This window comes from Blautia faecicola, assembly GCF_004123145.1.
Taxonomy (GTDB): Bacteria; Bacillota; Clostridia; order Lachnospirales; family Lachnospiraceae; genus Oliverpabstia; species Oliverpabstia faecicola.
Genome location: NZ_SDKC01000001.1, coordinates 2158579 through 2175225 on the forward strand (window position 1 = coordinate 2158579; position 16647 = coordinate 2175225).

A 16647-nucleotide genomic window follows, 5' to 3' on the forward strand; every position below is an offset into this window, starting at 1 on the left:
CTCATTACTCCTTTAATCTCATTCTCGGGTCAATATATACATAAGAAGCATCCACGATCAGGTTGATCACCATATAAATCAGCGCCAGCCACAGTACATACCCCTGAATCAGGTTATAATCGCTGGAAGTGATCGCAGACACTGCAAGGTTTCCAAGACCCGGATAGGAAAAAATAACTTCTACTACTGCCGTACCACCAAGCAGAGATCCGATGGACAGACCGAACATGGTGATCAGAGGAAGCAGAGAGTTCGGGAATACATTGAACCAGACGATTCTGGACCATTTTACTCCTCTCGCCTGGGCGCCGATCACATAATCCTGGCTCAGCTCATCAAGAACTGCGGTACGCACCTGACGGGTGTATTTGGATGTCATCGCGATCGCCAGTGTCAGTGCCGGAAGGAACAGACTCTTAAAGTCTCCCGCAGAACTGATTACCGGAAAAATCTGGAAATAGACACAAAACGCCATCATTAAAAGAAGTCCCACCCAGAAGTTCGGCATCGCACAGCCGATAAACGTGATCCCCCGTACCAGATAATCGATCCAGGTATCTTTTTTCAAAGCAGATGCCATACCGAGGGGAATAGAAAGTACCAGCATCAGCAGCATCGCCATCAGTGTCAGTTTTAAGGTCGGCCACAGTCTCTCTGCCAGAAGTTCTGTTACCGGTTTGTTCAGGGAATAGGATTTCCCGAAATCTCCCTGCAGACAGTTGCCAAGCCATCTTCCATACTGTACAAAAAACGGATCATTTAATCCCATCTCTTCTCTTGTCTGCTCTACCATCTCCTCGGTCGGCATTACACCGTTGGCGGAATACATGTTTCGCACCGGGTCTCCCGGTGACATATATGTCAGACCGAATGTAATAAAACTGATACCGAACAGTACCACGATGATCTGCAGCAGACGCATGAGTATTTGCTTCTTATTCAAATCGTTCACACCTTTCTTTTACAAAAAATACATGTTACCTTGTCATGCAACGGCATAACGCCCGGTTGTAAAAACAACCAGGCGTTTCCAGAGTTTTTTATTCTGCCGGAACAATCTCCGTACTTAACCAGTAATAATCTGCGGTATGAATCTTCGCATATCCTACATTTTTGGAATAGATCATACTGGAGTTGTAGTATCCGTCGATCAGAACTGCCGCATCATCGATCAGAATCTGCTGCATCTGGAAAATCAGATCTGCACGTTTGTCCTCATCCATCTCACTTTTCAGTTCCTGATATAAGGCATCGTATTCCGGATTGGAATATGCACAGTAAGTGCTTTCTGTTGCCCAGTTTGCCATGTAGGCGAACGGATCTCCGGTTCCTACGGTAATCCAGTTGTTGTTGTTAAAATCATAATCCAGTGCTGCCAGCTTACTCCACTGATCATCAGAACTTCCGTACTCGGAAGTAACACCGATTCCGATCTCTGTCAGATACTGGGTATGTGCATCAGAAAATTCATTCAGCAGACGGTTTTCATAAGAAATATAACGCAGATTGATATTTTCTCCATCAATCTCACGGATACCATCTCCGTCTGTATCTACAATCCCCGCATCATCCAGCAGTTTCTTCGCACCTTCCGGATCATAGGTGTATGGATTGTTCAGTTTCTCATATCCATAGGACAGGTTGGATGGAAGTACGGAAAATCCCGGTGTATACAGTCCTCCGATCGTCTTGGAATTACAGATGGTATCATAATCGATCGCCATCAGGATCGCCTGACGCAGTGTCTTGTTACCCAGAACGCCATCAAAGTTCATCCAGGAGAACCCGCAGCGCACACCGGTTGCGATATCTACGGTATAATCATCAGAATCCTGGAATTTCTGGATATCTGCTACGTTGGTGATGTTCTCTACCAGGTCAACCTGTCCACTTTCCAGTGCCATTGCTTTCGCAGAGTTGTCACCCATATACAGCAGGTTTACTTTATCATAAGGTACTTCTTCCCGGAAGTTCGGGTTTGCGACCAGTGTATAACCGACACCCACACCGTTGAAGGAATCGATCATGTACGGACCGGTTCCGATGGTACCGTTATCAAAGTTCTCCGTATGCTCTACGTCTACGATACCCATGGTCGGATGACTGAGCTGTCCCATCAGGTTAGCGTAAGGCTGTGTGGTCTTGATTGTCAGTGTACCCGCCTCATCATCTGCATCAATGGTTGCCTCGAACTCCAGATATTTTTCCGGTTTTGCGGAACCGGACGGTCCTACTTCTTTCAGATGTTCGTATGCTTCTTTTACTTTGCTTGCAGTAAGATCGCATCCGTCAGAGAACTTCAGACCTTTTTTCAGGGTAACGACCCATTCGGTATGATCATCATTCACGGTATAGCTTTCTGCCAGCCATGGTTCCAGTTCCATGTTATCGTTGAACTTGAACAATGTCTCTGTGATTCCGTAACGCATCGCGTTCCAGCCACCGTTCTCGTCACCTGCAGTGTTGACGCTTCCGTCGGTGTACATTGCACATCCGAAGTTCAGAACCTTCTCATCGGATGAAGCTTTTGATGATGAAGAGGAGCTGTCACTTCCTTTGCTTCCGCATCCTCCCAGAACCGTTGTTGCCATTACGCCTGCCAGCAGCAGTGCCAGTATCTTTTCCTTTTTCACTGATTTTCCTCCTGTGTTTTGTCTGGTATTGTCTTTTTGTTTCGCAAATTTCCTGTTTTATCGCATAGAAAAAACAGTCTGTAGCTTTATGCAGACTGTTCTCTTAATTTCTGACGCAGTAGTTTTCCGGCTCCTCCACAGTCATAAGACAAGTTTTCATCTGAATCATGCCGGAAATCACTTTATCATATTTTAAGAGTTCTCATCAGCCGTGAGAAACATCTCAAAGATATAAGCAGTTCTCCTGACTTCAGTTCATCGCCTCAAACCCCTTCCCGGAATTCCGCTCTCCCAGTGGATCGTATTCTCGGCTCCCTGTCACAGTGGCGGGACCGCAACGGATTTGCACCGTTTTCTCTATCAATGCTTATTGCAACTTATATCCTGAATGTAACGCGTCTGTCATTGTACCAGAGAAACTGCATCCTGACAACGCATTTATCCATTCCAATTTGTTATATATTTTTTCTCTTTTCCCCGCATTTTCACGATTTCTGACCGTTTTTTCGCCAGGATCTATGCCTGACCGTTATATTTACTGATCTCTTTCAGATATTCCTTTCCGATCGAACTTAACGGAATCCCCTTTCGTTTCAGGTAGCCGATCGTCATCGTTTCTTCTGTGGAGAGTTTTACCGCACAGTATTCCGAACCATTCAGATTTTCGCAGATAATGCCGCTGCAAAGCGTATATCCGTTCAGTCCTTTCATCAGGTTCAGCATCGTCGCGCGGTCATTTGCCTTGATCGACTGTTTGTATTCATAGGTGCTGAATACTTCCTCCGCAAAATAAAACGAATTGTTGCTGCCCTGGTCAAACGAGAGAAATGGATAATCTTCCAGATCTTCCAGGGTAATCTTTTTCTTTTTTGCCAGCGGATGACCGCTCCACAGGTAAACGTATTCCTGACAGTCAAAAAGCTCATGAAATTCCAGATTATTTTCCTCAAAGATCTTTTCCAGCACTTTCCGATTAAAATCATTCAGATATAAAATACCAAGCTCGCTCCGGAAGTTTTTCACATTTTCGATCACATCATACGTCTGTGTCTCATAAATAGAAAATTCATACCGATCCATCCCGAAGCGTTTCACCATCTCCACAAATGCCTGCACCGCAAACGAATAATGCTGCATGGAAACACCGAACTTTTTCTTTACTTTTTCTTTATCCACATACCGTGCCTTGATCAGGGCATACTGTTCCACGACCTGTCTGGCATAGCCGATAAATTCTTCTCCGTCCGGTGTCACCTGGATCCCGCGGTTCGTTCTCCGGAAAATCTCGATTCCCACTTCGTCTTCGAGTTCCCGGATGGCTGCCGAGAGACTGGGCTGGGAGATAAATAATTTCTGCGCCGCCTGATTCATCGAACGGGAATCCGCCACGGTAATTGCATAGCGTAACTGTAATAATGTCATATCCTGCTGCTCCTTTTTCTGTCGTGCTGTAAAAATATGTTTTGATTATACCCTAAGATTTTCCATAAAAAAAGACCTTACGGATTCTTTTTACGGAATCCATAAGGTCCTCGATTTTATTTGTCAAAGCTTTATGCCAGTGCTGCGCCCAGTGCCTTGCAGTTTTCTACGCCGTCATCATCCGGCATGTCGTTGCAGATTACACTCTCTGTTGCCAGAACAGCTCCTGCTTCTTTACAGCTTTCCTCCCAGTTTCTCATCCATTCACCGTCTCCCCATCCATAAGATCCGAACAGTGCGATTTTTTTGTCTTTCAGTTCAGCTTTGCAGCCGTCAAACATTGGTTCAAATTCGTCTTCTTCCAGCACTTCATCTCCCATAGCCGGGCATCCGAATGCGATGGCATCGTAATCTGCTACCAGTTCCGGACGGAAATCCGCACATTCATACAGAGTTACATCTGCGCCTTTTTCTTTTGCTCCATCCACTACTGCATTTGCCATAGCTTCTGTATTTCCTGTACTGCTCCAATAAACAACTGCTACTTTACTCATCTTTATATTCCTCCTGATATTTACGGGATTCCCCCCGTTTTTATGGTTAAGCAGCTACAGTCAGCTGCAAAACACTCCTGCCATTTTCCCACAGACGGGAATAGATTTCTCTGCATTTTTTGTATTTGCAGAATGTTTTTTCTGCTTCTTTTGCATTGCCATAGGCTTTCCAGCAGCCGGAACACTTACAGTTTTTTCCGGTGTTACGGATAAATCCTATCACATCGACCAGCGGATAATCGAGAAACAGACCGATCTCATGTGGGAACTTCTCGCACATATGTAATCTTTCTTTCAGTTCTTTCAGTGCCTCTTCCCAGTGTTCTCCCTGATATCCACACGCCCGCAGGAACTTCTGCACCCCCGGTTTGTGAAGATCGTTTTCCAGTCTCTGTGGTCTGCACAGATAAACCAGCGCTTTTTTTTCGCTCTTTCGAAGAATGGTAAGATAAAGTCCTTTGTCCTTCATCTGCAGGTTCCACTGCCAGACATCTTCCGCCAGGCTCTCGCCCGACTCATACGGACAGCTGAACATATTCGCTGTCTTTAAAGACGCCAGTGTTGGAGAACAGTGATCGATCAGATATTTTTCCAGCATGTCTCTCCTCCGTCACATCCTCTTAGTTTGCAAAGCAGTTTTCCAGAATACCGGTCAGCGCGTTTCCGCTGCTGGTGTGACAGCGAACCACATCGGTATGTTTTCCGTCGATCTCATCCAGTGCGCAGCGCACCATCTTGTGGGATACGGTATTGGTAAATAATACCAGCAGATCCGGACATCCAATCTGTTTGTTGAAATCTGCTCCCATATGGGTAAATACTTTTACCTTGCATTTATAGGATTTGCAGATCTTTTTATACTGCGCTACCATGCGGTCATGTCCGCCTACGATTACAACGCTCATATGATTCCTCCTGTTTTGTCAAATACTTTTTATAAACGCTCCATCCGGGATCTCACCGGTTTTTGTCTTAAAAATGTTACCTGTTTCTTCTTTTGTTAGTTTTATCTAACCGTTGAAATTAGTGTACACTAACTTTTGCTAGTTGTCAACTAATTTCTTAGTATTTTTCTAGGAATTCTAAAAAAACCAATGGGGACGGTTCTCAGTGGTTGTTGGAACCGTCCCCATTGGTTATTCTGCTTTTATTTCGTCGGTCTCGATGATGAAACGGACACTTCCGGTTTCACCCTCGCGGATACCGCCATAATTGTCGTATTTTCCGTCTACTTTCTTTAAAGCGCGGATACGGTTTGCCAAATTCGTGAGATCTTTTCCTGTCAGATCGCTCAGTTCCCGGATACCGTCCTCGTCGAATTTGATCAGTCCCTGATGCAGGCTGTCCATGCCGGAGATCATCGTATCCAGACCACTGATCAGTGCGGTTCCTGCGGAGGAGAGCTGACCGCTGCCCTGATGCAGTGCGGTGGAGCCCTGATACAGCTGTTGGATACCTTCTCCAAAAGCTGCCACTCCGGCTTCTAACTGACCGCTTCCCTCCTGTAACTGTGCGGTTCCGGTCTGTAATGCGGTAAGACCGGTCTGTAATTCCTGCAGGGCTGCTGCCGCCGTCTGAGATACCGTGCCAAGAGTGGTACTATAGCCTGCCAGAATTTTCATCTGTTTTTGCATATCGTTCAACGTCTCTGTCAGTTTTCCGGTATCGAGAGAAACTTCCGGTATGGTGATCGTCGGAATGGCTTCCAGCGCCTCTTTTGCCTTCTTGATCTGCGCCTTTGCTTCATCGCTTACCGATATCTGATCCAGTGCTCCGTTTACCTCTGTTTTTACTTCTCCTGATGCCGCCTGGATCTGTTCTGCGCTCAGTCCGTAGTTTTCGAGTGCTTTTTTCATCGCGCTGTCAATCGCCGCATCTGCCTTTGTCTGGCTGTCCGCTCTCACTGCCTGATCCAGCTTTGTCCAGTCAATCGCATCAAGTGCCGTCTTCGCGGTTTCCAGCTGTGTTTCCACTGTTGTTTGATAACCGGCAGCTTCTTTCGCCAGTTCCTGCATCTCGGCAAGTCCGGTTCCCATCTCCGTCAGCACTTCATTCAGCTTCGTTTCGTCTGCCTCCAGCTGTTTTGCCGCTGTCTCCATACCGGACAGATCCACCGAACTTCCCTGTGGAAGCTGGATCGCTGCCAGTGTATCGTGAAGCGTGGTAAGGCTTTCTTTCAGAAGGGTTGCCCCTGCCTGCAGATCACCTTTTTTTTCATTCATCACCTGCAGTCCGCTCTCCAGCGCACCCGCTCCCTGATCGAGCGCTGTCACACCGGACAGGTACTGATCCAGATAGGTCTGATATGTTTTCATACCGTCTTCCAGTGTACCGGCGCCGTCAGAGAGTTTGTCGGTTGCTTCTTCCAGTTTTTTCATGTTGTCCGACATCTCATCCACATCATCCAGATCTTTCAGATCCATATCTTCCAGAAGCCCGGAGGAAATGATCGTCGCCGTAAAATCCAGAGAGAAATCCGTGACATCCGCCATCACTTCTACATACTCCGGAATATCAATATCTTCCGTTGGTTCATACGTTGTCAGTTTCAGGCTCTTCGTCAGTCCCGGGCAGGCATATCCCACGACCAGTTTCTGTCCGTCGATATCCATGACTTTTCCGTTTTCCACCTTGATATTGGACGCGTGATCCTCGGATAACAGCATCGTGGAGATCACCGCAAACGGCACACTGACCTGCTCTTCTTTTCCTTCGATTTTGATCGTCTGTGTGGTTTTATTTTTATAGTCAAACCGGATCTTCAGCGATCCGCTCTTTCCCGCCAGTTCTTCCGGCTCGATCGGCTGACCGTCCAGTTCATAGCTGATATTCACATCCACCGGCAGTTCTTCGCTTCCGGTTCCCTCATAGGTAATATCCTCTCCGTGATTTTCCCACTCGATGGTTCCGTCTGCATTCTGTGTAAAGGCTTCGTCCCCTTCTTTGTTCTTGATATCCGTCAGATTCGTGTAATCCTCAATTGTATCGCCGTCGCTGGTATTTTTCAGCTTTGTCTGTACGGTGATCTCTCTCGGATTGCCTTTGGCATCGCTTTTTACATAGACCGTTTCTGTCTTGTCTTTTTCTTCGGTATCCTTTTTTTTGGTATCATCCGAAGTTTTGGATGCTTCCTGTGCGTACGCTGCCTCCTTGGCATCTTCTGTCTTCGCAGTCTGCGCACTGTCCGATGAGGTATCTGTCTTTCCACATCCGGTCATTCCCACAGCCGCAGCCACGCCAACGCCCAGAGTCAGTCGGAGAATCCTGTCTTTGATTTTATTTTTCATATCTTTTTTCTCCCTTTTCAGCCATTCTTTTATTATGTACTCTCGGATTCTTTCTGCACTTGCTTTTGTGGCTGATTTTTCGCCATCCGCACCCGAATTTCATCAACGTACGCCTCAGAAATTTGGGCACAACTGACAAAAAATCATCTCCCAAAATCAGGCACAGAAAGATTCCGAGCGTACATTATTCTACGTTTTTCAGTGCCTCATCCATCGGTACCCGACAGATCCTGCGGTATTCCAACGCTGCCACCACCGCATATGTTCCGATTCCGAGAAGGAACATCTTGATATAAACGGCTGGCTCGATATAAAACGTAATCCATCCGCTGATACTCTCCAGCATCACCGCCCGGAACAGATATACCATTGCCCAGTATTCCACCGGCAGGCTCAACAGCAAGAACAGTACCACCATGATCGATGTCGATACGATATATAACCGGCTGATCTCCCGGTTGCTGTAGCCGAGGATCTTGACCATCGAGATTGACTGTGCATTCTTTTCAATGATAATCTTTGACAACAGATAGATCAGAATCATAAACATCAACACTGCAAATGCATCCACCAGCCCCATCATGCTTCCCATCGAAACATCCAGCTGCCGGCTGACTTTCGTAAGACTTTCCAGGTCGATCACCGTGGAAATGTATTTTTCATCGATATCCGTGATCGGCGTCTCCGAAAAATAACCGCTGAAATACGATTTTTCCAGGTCAAAGGTCTCATTCAGGGAATCCTGCGACAGATAGATGGCAAGTCCGCCCTCATAATCATAGATGCCATTGACGGTAAAGGTATACTGATCGTCCTCGTATTTTTCTTTTAATGTGATGGTATCGCCCTGTTTCAGCTGATACTTGTCTGCATAGGTAGAAGAAATATATGCATTTCCATTCGATATTTGGTCCTCCGGGATCTGCACATACCGGCTGTCCGGCTGGATTCCATACAGCATGACTTCTTCACTCTTATACTGATCTCCGAGCGTATTCAGCGAGTACGCGGAAAATTTCTCCGCATCTTCGTTCTCCGTCTCCATCTGGCTCTGGACATACATCATCTGTACCAGACTTTCCAGCTTCTTATCTTCGTCCATCGCCTCCGCCGGGATCTGTAAAATATACTGATAATTACTCAAAAGATTATCTTTCAGCACACTCTGGTAGTGATCCAGTACCGCCGGAAGTGCCAGTCCGAACATCTGTAACAGATTGGCAAATAAAATTCCTACCAGAAGTACCACATAATTGCTCGCATTCTGAAAAATGACACGCATACGGAATCTTGCAAAAAACGGGATCCTGCTACTGAGATAAAATGTTTTCTTCTTTGTCTTCTTTTTCAGATCTCTTCTAAGGAACTGTAACGGAGACAGGGAAAGTTTTTTATAAAGGATTCCCGCATTTACCACTGCCATCAGTACCAGCGGAACCAGTGTGGTCTTCCAGAACGCTTCCACACTCCAGAGCGTATGATACGTCGGCAGACTGTAACTTCCGTAATACATGCCGGCGCAGAAATTCTTAAATACCGTATAGCCCAGGATATTTCCGATCAGTGCCCCGATCAGAGTAACAACCAGCGGCATCGTCATATAATGACGTACCAGTTCTCCTTTCGTGTAACCGGAAGCCCGCAGCGTACCGATCACATTTGCCTCTTTGCTGATCGTATTGCTCACCGTCACGCCGAAGACAAATGCCATGATCACGATGATAATATACAAAAGCACTGTCATCATCGCCTTATCGCTTCCAAAATCATCCCCGGTAAAAGTGATCGCCTGATTCAGATATCTCGGGATAAAGGTCTCTAATTTTGTTTCATCCCTCACCACATCCATCAGATCTTCTGCCATCTCTTTTTCCTGCAGTTCATCCGAAGGCTCATTCCTGTATTTCCAGGAATAACTGTAATTTTGCTGTTCGTTTGCCAGCGCCGCATAGCCCTCCGGTGTCACGATACCAACGCCGAACTTCACGGCATCAAACATCGTATCGTTGTTGTCCTCGAACAGGCAGCTGTAATCCGGCAGTGCCACATAGCCGGTGATCTTCCAGCTGTATTTTCCGTCGGCGCTCTCGATCGTATCCCCGACTTTCAGGCTGTTATTGTCCGCATACATACGGTCAATGGCAATCTCATCGGTCTGCATCGGCATTTCCCCTTTCATCAGGCAGACCGTGTTGACTTCCTCTCTGTCTTTGAAAATACGCATCGTACTCTCGTTCGTCAGTGCTTCCTCGGTATAAAAGTTCTCATATAACGTTACGCCCGCATCTTCGATGTTTTTGATCTGTGCTTTGTTCGCCTGCTTTTCCAGAAGGAAATTCCCGTTTTCCACATTGTATGTTTCAAATCCATCGTTGTAGGCTTTCAGCATACTGCTGGTCGCTATCAGGAAACCGGATATCAGCCCGATCGTGGCTACCAGCAGCAGAAAAATCACCAGATATTTTCCAAATTCCGTTTTCAGTTCCCGGGGCAGACGTTTTCTCAGTGGATTTTTCATCTTCTTCCCCCTTACCATTCCAGATTCTCCGCATGTACCCGCTTCTCATTGATCACGTTGCTTCGGATCATGCCGTCTTTTAGCCGCACTACGCGGGTAGCCATATCTTTGATCGCATCGTTATGCGTAACCATGATAATGGTATTGCCGTATTTTTCATTGACCGTTTCGATCAGTTTCAGGATTTCCTTGGATGTCTTATAGTCCAGCGCTCCGGTCGGCTCATCGCAGAGCAGGATATCCGGGTTCTTGACGATAGCTCGTCCGATCGCGGTTCGCTGCTGCTGACCACCGGACAACTGATTCGGCAGTTTGTTGCGGTGCTCGTAAAGTCCGAGTGTATGTAACAGTTCGTCCACATCCAGCGGTTTATCACTCAGATAAGCTCCGACTTCGATATTTTCCCGCACGGTCAGATTCGGGATCAGATTATACATCTGAAAAATGTAACCCAGATGTTTTCTTCGATAGATGGTCAGTCGTTTTTCTTTCATATCTGCCATCTGCTCGCCATGGATCACGATTTCTCCCTCATCTGCCTGGTCAATACCACCGATGATATTTAGCAGTGTCGATTTTCCGGATCCGGATGGTCCAAGGAGCACACAAAACTCTCCCTGTTCCATTTCCAGATCGATTCCCTTTAATACGTCTACCTTACTCTCGCCCTGTCCAAAGGACTTCTTGATTTGTTGTAATGTAAGAAACATAAACTTCCTCCGGTTTTCTTTCCCTTTTTCTAATTGCTTTCCGCTGGCGCATCCTCTCCCTCAGAAAACTGCTGCCGCGTATTCCCGTTTCCGTGATTCGCTGCAACTGTTTTTGTTCAGTTGCAGCTGTTCGCAATTAGTTTTTTCTAACTATTTTACCACTATTTATTCTGCTTTTGGCTTCCATTGATGATAAATTTTTTCATTTACTATCCGCTTGTATTTCTTTATCCAAGTGCCACATCCAGAATCATCATCAGGCAGAAGCCAACCCCGAAAAACAGGGTTCCGATGTTCGAATGTTCTCCGGTGGACATCTCCGGGATCAGTTCTTCCACAACCACATAGATCATCGCTCCCGCTGCAAAACTGAGCAGATAAGGCAGCGCCGGAACGATCAGACCTGCCGCCAGGATCGTGATCGCCGCACTGATCGGCTCCACGATGCCGGATAACGTTCCTCCCACGAATGCTTTGGATTTCTTCATACCCTCCGCGCGAAGCGGCATGGAAATAATCGCTCCCTCCGGAAAGTTCTGGATCGCGATACCGATGGAAAGTGCCAGTGCTCCCATCGCTGTGATCTTGGTATTTCCGGTCAGATATCCCGCGTAAACCACACCGACCGCCATTCCTTCCGGGATGTTGTGCAGGGTCACTGCCAGCACCAGCATCGTCGTTCTCGCCAGTTTGCTCTTCGGTCCTTCTGCTTTCTCACTGTTCCGGTGCAGATGCGGAATGATGTGATCCAGCAACAGCAGGAATAAAATACCGATCCAGAATCCCACTGCTGCCGGAAGAAATGCCAGCCGTCCAAGGGATTCCGACTGTTCCATCGCAGGAATCAGAAGACTCCACACCGAAGCCGCCACCATCACGCCTGCCGCAAAACCGGTCAGTGCCCGTTGTACGAGATCACTCAGCTCCTTCTTCATAAAAAATACCCCCGCCGCTCCCAGCGTTGTTCCCGCAAAAGGAATCAAAATTCCATAAATAACTTCTATATTCATCTTATCACTACTCCTTTCTCTTTATGGTTAGTTTATTCTAACTCATTTGTTTTTTCAATTCCTTTTTGCTTTACCGAGAATCTTTCGCAATGTACAGAGTAGCAGAACTGGCACCGCTGGTTTATTCTATGCGATTGCCCCCTTATCTGCTATCTGTTTTTCATAAAACTGTAATTAACCTGGTTCCATGATTACTATGAAAGGAAGCAAAAAACACCTGCAACACGGAATATTTTTATCCTCATGCTACAGGTGTTTCTATTTTCTCTATGCTATTTTGTTTTCTTACATCTCATATTTCTTCACAAACAGTGCCCGGATCGCGTTCAGTACTGCGATCACCATGACACCGACATCGGCGAAGATTGCCATCCACATGTTGGCGATACCAACTGCACCGAGTAACAGGCAGATCAGCTTGATGCCGATGGCAAAATAAATGTTTTCGTATACGATACGGATACATTTTCTTGCGATATGAATGGCTGTCGCGATCTTCAGCGGATCATCATCCATCAGAACAATATCGGCTGCTTCGATAGCCGCATCGGATCCCATCGCACCCATGGCGATTCCCACATCAGCTCTGGAGAGTACCGGTGCATCGTTGATTCCGTCACCGACAAATGCCAGTTTTTCTTTTTCTGTCTTGTTGGCAAGTAATGCTTCTACTTTGCTTACTTTATCGCCCGGAAGCAGCTCACTGTAAACTTCCTGGATACCCAGGTCTTTTGCTACATAATCCGCTACATTCTTCCGGTCACCGGTCAACATGATCGTCTTTTTCACACCGCATTTTTTCAGTTCTTTGATTGCCTGTTTTGCATGCGGTTTTACTGTATCGGAAATCAGGATATGTCCTGCGTATTTACCGTCTACTGCCATATGCACCACCGTGCCGACATGGCTGCACGCTAAAAACTCGATGCCCAGTTTTTCCATCAGTTTTTCATTTCCTGCCGCTACGGACACGCCATCCACTTTCGCGGTGACACCGTTACCGCTGATCTCTTCCATATCGGTGACACGGCTTCTGTCGATTTCTTTTCCATACGCTTTCTGCAGGCTCTTACTAATCGGATGGGAGGATGAGCACTCTGCAAGCACTGCATACTCCAGAAGTTTTTCTTCTTCCATCTCGTTATGATGTACACCGCTTACTTCAAACACACCCTGTGTCATCGTGCCGGTCTTATCAAATACCACATATTTTGTCTGGGACAGGGTTTCCAGATAGTTGGAGCCTTTGACCAGGACACCCGCTTTGCTCGCGCCACCGATACCGGCGAAGAAACTCAGCGGAATACTGATAACCAGTGCACACGGGCAGCTGATAACCAGGAAGGTCAGTGCACGGTAGATCCAGTCGCCCCATTCCGGTGACAGACCCATGAAAAGCATCCGTACCAGCGGAGGCAGAACAGCCAGCGCTACTGCTCCGTAGCAGACTGCAGGAGTATAATATTTTGCGAATTTGGAGATAAAGTTCTCGGATCTTGATTTCTGGGAACTTGCATTTTCCACCAGATCCAGAATCTTGGATACGGTGGACTCTCCGAACTCTTTAGTTGTCTGAATCTTTAATACACCGCTCATGTTGATGCATCCGCTGACAATCTCATCGCCACATTTTGCATCCTGCGGTACGCTCTCACCGGTCAGGGCACTGGTATTCAGTGTGGAGGATCCCTCTACCACAATACCGTCGATCGGCACTTTCTCACCCGGCTGTACCACGATGATCGAGCCAATCTCTACCTCATCCGGATCGACCTGTTCCAGTTTTCCATCCTTCTCAATATTTGCATAATCTGGACGGATATCCATCAGATCACTGATGTTTCTGCGGCTCTTTCCAACCGCATAACTCTGGAAAAGTTCTCCGATCTGATAAAACAGCATAACGGAAACGCCCTCTTTGTAGTCACCGAGAAGAATCGCTCCCATGGTTGCCACTGCCATCAGAAAGTTCTCATCAAATACCTGCCGGTTCATGATACCCTTTCCTGCTTTTTTCAGGATATCATACCCGATCACCAGATACGGGATCATAAAGAGCCCGAACTTTACATATCCTTCGATCGGAAGCAGGGAAAAAGCAACGACCAGAATAGCCGCTACAATGATACGAATCAGCATTTTTTTCTGCTTCTTATTCATAATAAAGCCTCCCTCACGTAAAAATACAGCGTAAAGAAACAACTTCGTTTTCCCGGGCAGTTCTCTCTTTACGCTGTCATGGTATCTTACAGATAAATCTCGCAGTCGTCTTCTACTTTCTTGCAGTTTTTCAGAACATCCTGCATAACGGCTTTCGGATCCTGTCCTTCTTCAAATTCTACGCTCATCTTCAATGTCATGAAGTTTACGTTTGCGTCCTTTACACCAGCTGTGTTCTTTGCTGCTTCTTCCATTTTGTTTGCACAGTTTGCGCAGTCTACTTCGATCTTATATGTTTTTTTCATATCCGTTACCTTTTACCTTTCTTTTTGTTTTCAATGTTATATATGAGCACTTGTTCATATGTTTGATTTTATTATATCATCAGTTTTCTGATTGTCAACTGTTTTTCTGAATTTCTTTTATTATTTTTGGGCATGCCCTCTTTTCCCGGTTCTGCCTGATAGTTTCTATATATAAGAAAAAACGCCCTGCCCTTTTCAAAAGGCAAAGCGTTTTTTCCATCCGATGCTTTTTCTTTTTATTTCACAATTTTCAACAGTACTTCCGTCTCTTTTCTCTTCGGAGCCTCCGGTACTTCTTCCGGGTAGCCGAGTGCGATCAGTGCGGATACGGATTCCGTCTCCGGGATCTGGAGAACTTCTTTTACTTTTTCTTCTTCAAAGATTCCCATGATAACCGTTCCCAGACCTTTTTCCCAGGCTGCCAGGCAGAAGGCTTCTCCCGCAAGCCCTGCATCGTAGGACTGCCAGTGTGTTCCCTTGGAAGTGGAAAAAGAACCGTCTCTCTCATACCCGGATCTCTCATTGACCGTTGTCTCCACGATCAGTACCGGCGCCTCTCCAATAATCCGCTGATTGCCGGCGAATCCCATGACACAGGTATCGGCGATCTCCTGCTTTTTCTCCGGGTTTACTACCGCAATATAACGGGATGTCTGTGTATTTTTCCAGCTCGGTGCATACGCAGCCGTGGCAACGATCTCACGGATATCGTCCTCGCTCACTGCCTGATCGGTAAATTTTCTGGTGCTTCTTCTCTCTTTGATGCCTTTTACTAATTCCATGTGTTTTCCTCCTCCTGCTCTTATCCGTACTCCTGGAATTTTTCCGACGAACAAGCCAATATTTTGTTTGGTTTACCGTCTCCATAAACGAGACAAAACGGAAAAATCGGAGAACAGCTCTTTGCAAAGTCATTCTCCGGTTCTTCGTATGCTTTTTATTATTTTTACATGATTATGTTCCGCTTGTCAACCAAGTGCACGCTGTATTATTCGCCCAGTTTCTTTCCTGTCAGCATCTCATAGCTCTGCAGGTATTTGTCGATGGTCTTGTCCACGATTTCCTGCGGCAGTGTCCAGTTGTTATCCGGGTTGGCTTTCAGCCAGTCGCGGGCAAACTGTTTGTCGAAAGATGGCTGGCTGTGTCCTGCTTCGTAGCCATCTGCCGGCCAGAAACGGGAGCTGTCCGGTGTGAGCATCTCATCACCGATCACCATATTTCCTTCTTCATCCAGACCAAATTCAAATTTGGTATCTGCAATGATGATGCCTTTGCTCAGTGCGTATTCTGCACATTTTTTATACAGTGCGATGGTGTTGTCACGAAGTTTCTCAGCCAGTTCCTGTCCTCTTCCCGGGAAGTATTTTTCCAGGTGCGCTACGCTCTGTTCAAAAGAAATGTTCTCGTCGTGATCACCGATCTCTGCTTTGGTAGACGGGGTGTAAATAGGCTCCGGCAGTTTATCGGATTCTTTCAGTCCTTCCGGAAGTTCGATACCACAGACTTTTCCGGTTTTCTTATAGCTTTCCCAGCCACTTCCTGTGATGTAGCCACGAACGATACATTCGATCGGCAGCATCTCCAGTTTCCGGCACATCATGCTGTTGCCGTCAAATTTGTCCTGCTGGAAGAATTCCGGCATATCTTTGACATCTACAGAAATCATATGGTTCGGAATGATATCCTCTGTCATGTCGAACCAGAACTTGGACATCTGTGTCAGAACAGTACCTTTCTTGGTCACTTCGTTGTTCAAGATCACATCAAAACAGCTGATACGGTCTGTTGCTACCATGATCAGGCTGTCACCGTTATCATAAATCTCACGTACTTTTCCTTCTTTAATAGGTTTCATTTCCTGCATTTTACACACCTCATCCTTTTTTTCTTAGACAATGTCTGATGTATTTTCAGTACAAAAAAAGCCTACCACTATCTGAGATAGATTGTCAATACCTTGCCCGGTTTTCACTTATAGTTTTAAAAGCAGCTTATTAATAAGTTATACTTATATTTTAATATTCTTTATTAAGTTTTGTTTCTAAATC

The 16647-nt window shown here is 46.2% G+C and carries 14 protein-coding genes and 1 riboswitch; all 14 genes read right to left on the reverse strand.

Annotated elements, in window-relative coordinates; all coding sequences use genetic code 11:
• Positions 1-4: 4 nt before the first annotated feature.
• The 14 genes from nikB to ETP43_RS09775 all read right to left on the reverse strand — a co-directional run bounded on the left by nikB (position 5) and on the right by ETP43_RS09775 (position 16463).
• Positions 5-943: a nickel ABC transporter permease gene (nikB, locus tag ETP43_RS09710; protein WP_181951938.1), complete on the reverse strand. Its 939-nt coding sequence runs from the start codon at positions 941-943 to the stop codon at positions 5-7.
• Positions 944-1040: 97 nt separating this feature from the next.
• On the reverse strand, positions 1041-2633 hold the full coding sequence (locus ETP43_RS09715; protein WP_118316064.1) for an ABC transporter substrate-binding protein: 1593 nt from the start codon (positions 2631-2633) through the stop codon (positions 1041-1043).
• Positions 2634-2850: 217 nt separating this feature from the next.
• A riboswitch (cobalamin riboswitch) is annotated at positions 2851-3029 on the reverse strand.
• 120 nt (positions 3030-3149) lie between these two features.
• Positions 3150-4055 (reverse strand): LysR family transcriptional regulator, encoded by a 906-nt coding sequence (locus ETP43_RS09720; protein WP_129257916.1) that lies wholly within the window; start codon positions 4053-4055, stop codon positions 3150-3152.
• Positions 4056-4186: 131 nt separating this feature from the next.
• The gene (locus tag ETP43_RS09725) at positions 4187-4609 is read right to left on the reverse strand and encodes a flavodoxin (RefSeq protein ID WP_117523499.1); all 423 of its coding nucleotides are present in this window, start codon (positions 4607-4609) and stop codon (positions 4187-4189) included.
• Positions 4610-4655: 46 nt separating this feature from the next.
• Entirely contained in the window at positions 4656-5207 is a 552-nt protein-coding gene (locus ETP43_RS09730) for a DUF3793 family protein (RefSeq protein WP_129257917.1), read from the reverse strand.
• A 22-nt stretch (positions 5208-5229) separates the two neighbouring features.
• Positions 5230-5514, reverse strand: coding sequence for a DUF2325 domain-containing protein (locus ETP43_RS09735; RefSeq protein WP_022172220.1), 285 nt, complete (start codon positions 5512-5514; stop codon positions 5230-5232).
• Positions 5515-5745: 231 nt separating this feature from the next.
• Positions 5746-7896, reverse strand: a complete 2151-nt coding sequence (locus tag ETP43_RS09740; RefSeq protein ID WP_129257918.1) for a hypothetical protein — start codon at positions 7894-7896, stop codon at positions 5746-5748.
• 184 nt (positions 7897-8080) lie between these two features.
• Positions 8081-10414 (reverse strand): ABC transporter permease, encoded by a 2334-nt coding sequence (locus ETP43_RS09745; protein WP_129257919.1) that lies wholly within the window; start codon positions 10412-10414, stop codon positions 8081-8083.
• Positions 10415-10425: 11 nt separating this feature from the next.
• Positions 10426-11124: an ABC transporter ATP-binding protein gene (locus tag ETP43_RS09750; protein WP_022400511.1), complete on the reverse strand. Its 699-nt coding sequence runs from the start codon at positions 11122-11124 to the stop codon at positions 10426-10428.
• A gap of 227 nt (positions 11125-11351) precedes the next feature.
• On the reverse strand, positions 11352-12134 hold the full coding sequence (locus ETP43_RS09755) for a ZIP family metal transporter (protein ID WP_129257920.1): 783 nt from the start codon (positions 12132-12134) through the stop codon (positions 11352-11354).
• A 285-nt stretch (positions 12135-12419) separates the two neighbouring features.
• Positions 12420-14294 (reverse strand): heavy metal translocating P-type ATPase, encoded by a 1875-nt coding sequence (locus tag ETP43_RS09760; RefSeq protein WP_129257921.1) that lies wholly within the window; start codon positions 14292-14294, stop codon positions 12420-12422.
• 86 nt (positions 14295-14380) lie between these two features.
• The gene (locus ETP43_RS09765) at positions 14381-14599 is read right to left on the reverse strand and encodes a cation transporter (RefSeq protein ID WP_022400514.1); all 219 of its coding nucleotides are present in this window, start codon (positions 14597-14599) and stop codon (positions 14381-14383) included.
• A 236-nt stretch (positions 14600-14835) separates the two neighbouring features.
• Positions 14836-15381, reverse strand: a complete 546-nt coding sequence (locus tag ETP43_RS09770) for a nitroreductase family protein (protein WP_022400515.1) — start codon at positions 15379-15381, stop codon at positions 14836-14838.
• Between the two features lie 206 nt (positions 15382-15587).
• Positions 15588-16463: a phosphoribosylaminoimidazolesuccinocarboxamide synthase gene (locus ETP43_RS09775; RefSeq protein WP_022400516.1), complete on the reverse strand. Its 876-nt coding sequence runs from the start codon at positions 16461-16463 to the stop codon at positions 15588-15590.
• Positions 16464-16647: the final 184 nt, after the last annotated feature.

Bases quoted from the DNA above. Each gene is read 5' to 3' on its own strand.
- ETP43_RS09775 (WP_022400516.1), bottom strand. From the start codon at position 16,463: ATGCAGGAAATGAAACCTATTAAAGAAGGAAAAGTACGTGAGATTTAT.
- ETP43_RS09750 (WP_022400511.1), bottom strand. From the start codon at position 11,124: ATGTTTCTTACATTACAACAAATCAAGAAGTCCTTTGGACAGGGCGAG.
- ETP43_RS09755 (WP_129257920.1), bottom strand. From the start codon at position 12,134: ATGAATATAGAAGTTATTTATGGAATTTTGATTCCTTTTGCGGGAACA.
- ETP43_RS09765 (WP_022400514.1), bottom strand. From the start codon at position 14,599: ATGAAAAAAACATATAAGATCGAAGTAGACTGCGCAAACTGTGCAAAC.
- ETP43_RS09740 (WP_129257918.1), bottom strand. From the start codon at position 7,896: ATGAAAAATAAAATCAAAGACAGGATTCTCCGACTGACTCTGGGCGTT.
- ETP43_RS09760 (WP_129257921.1), bottom strand. From the start codon at position 14,294: ATGAATAAGAAGCAGAAAAAAATGCTGATTCGTATCATTGTAGCGGCT.
- ETP43_RS09745 (WP_129257919.1), bottom strand. From the start codon at position 10,414: ATGAAAAATCCACTGAGAAAACGTCTGCCCCGGGAACTGAAAACGGAA.
- ETP43_RS09770 (WP_022400515.1), bottom strand. From the start codon at position 15,381: ATGGAATTAGTAAAAGGCATCAAAGAGAGAAGAAGCACCAGAAAATTT.
- ETP43_RS09725 (WP_117523499.1), bottom strand. From the start codon at position 4,609: ATGAGTAAAGTAGCAGTTGTTTATTGGAGCAGTACAGGAAATACAGAA.
- ETP43_RS09720 (WP_129257916.1), bottom strand. From the start codon at position 4,055: ATGACATTATTACAGTTACGCTATGCAATTACCGTGGCGGATTCCCGT.
- ETP43_RS09730 (WP_129257917.1), bottom strand. From the start codon at position 5,207: ATGCTGGAAAAATATCTGATCGATCACTGTTCTCCAACACTGGCGTCT.
- ETP43_RS09735 (WP_022172220.1), bottom strand. From the start codon at position 5,514: ATGAGCGTTGTAATCGTAGGCGGACATGACCGCATGGTAGCGCAGTAT.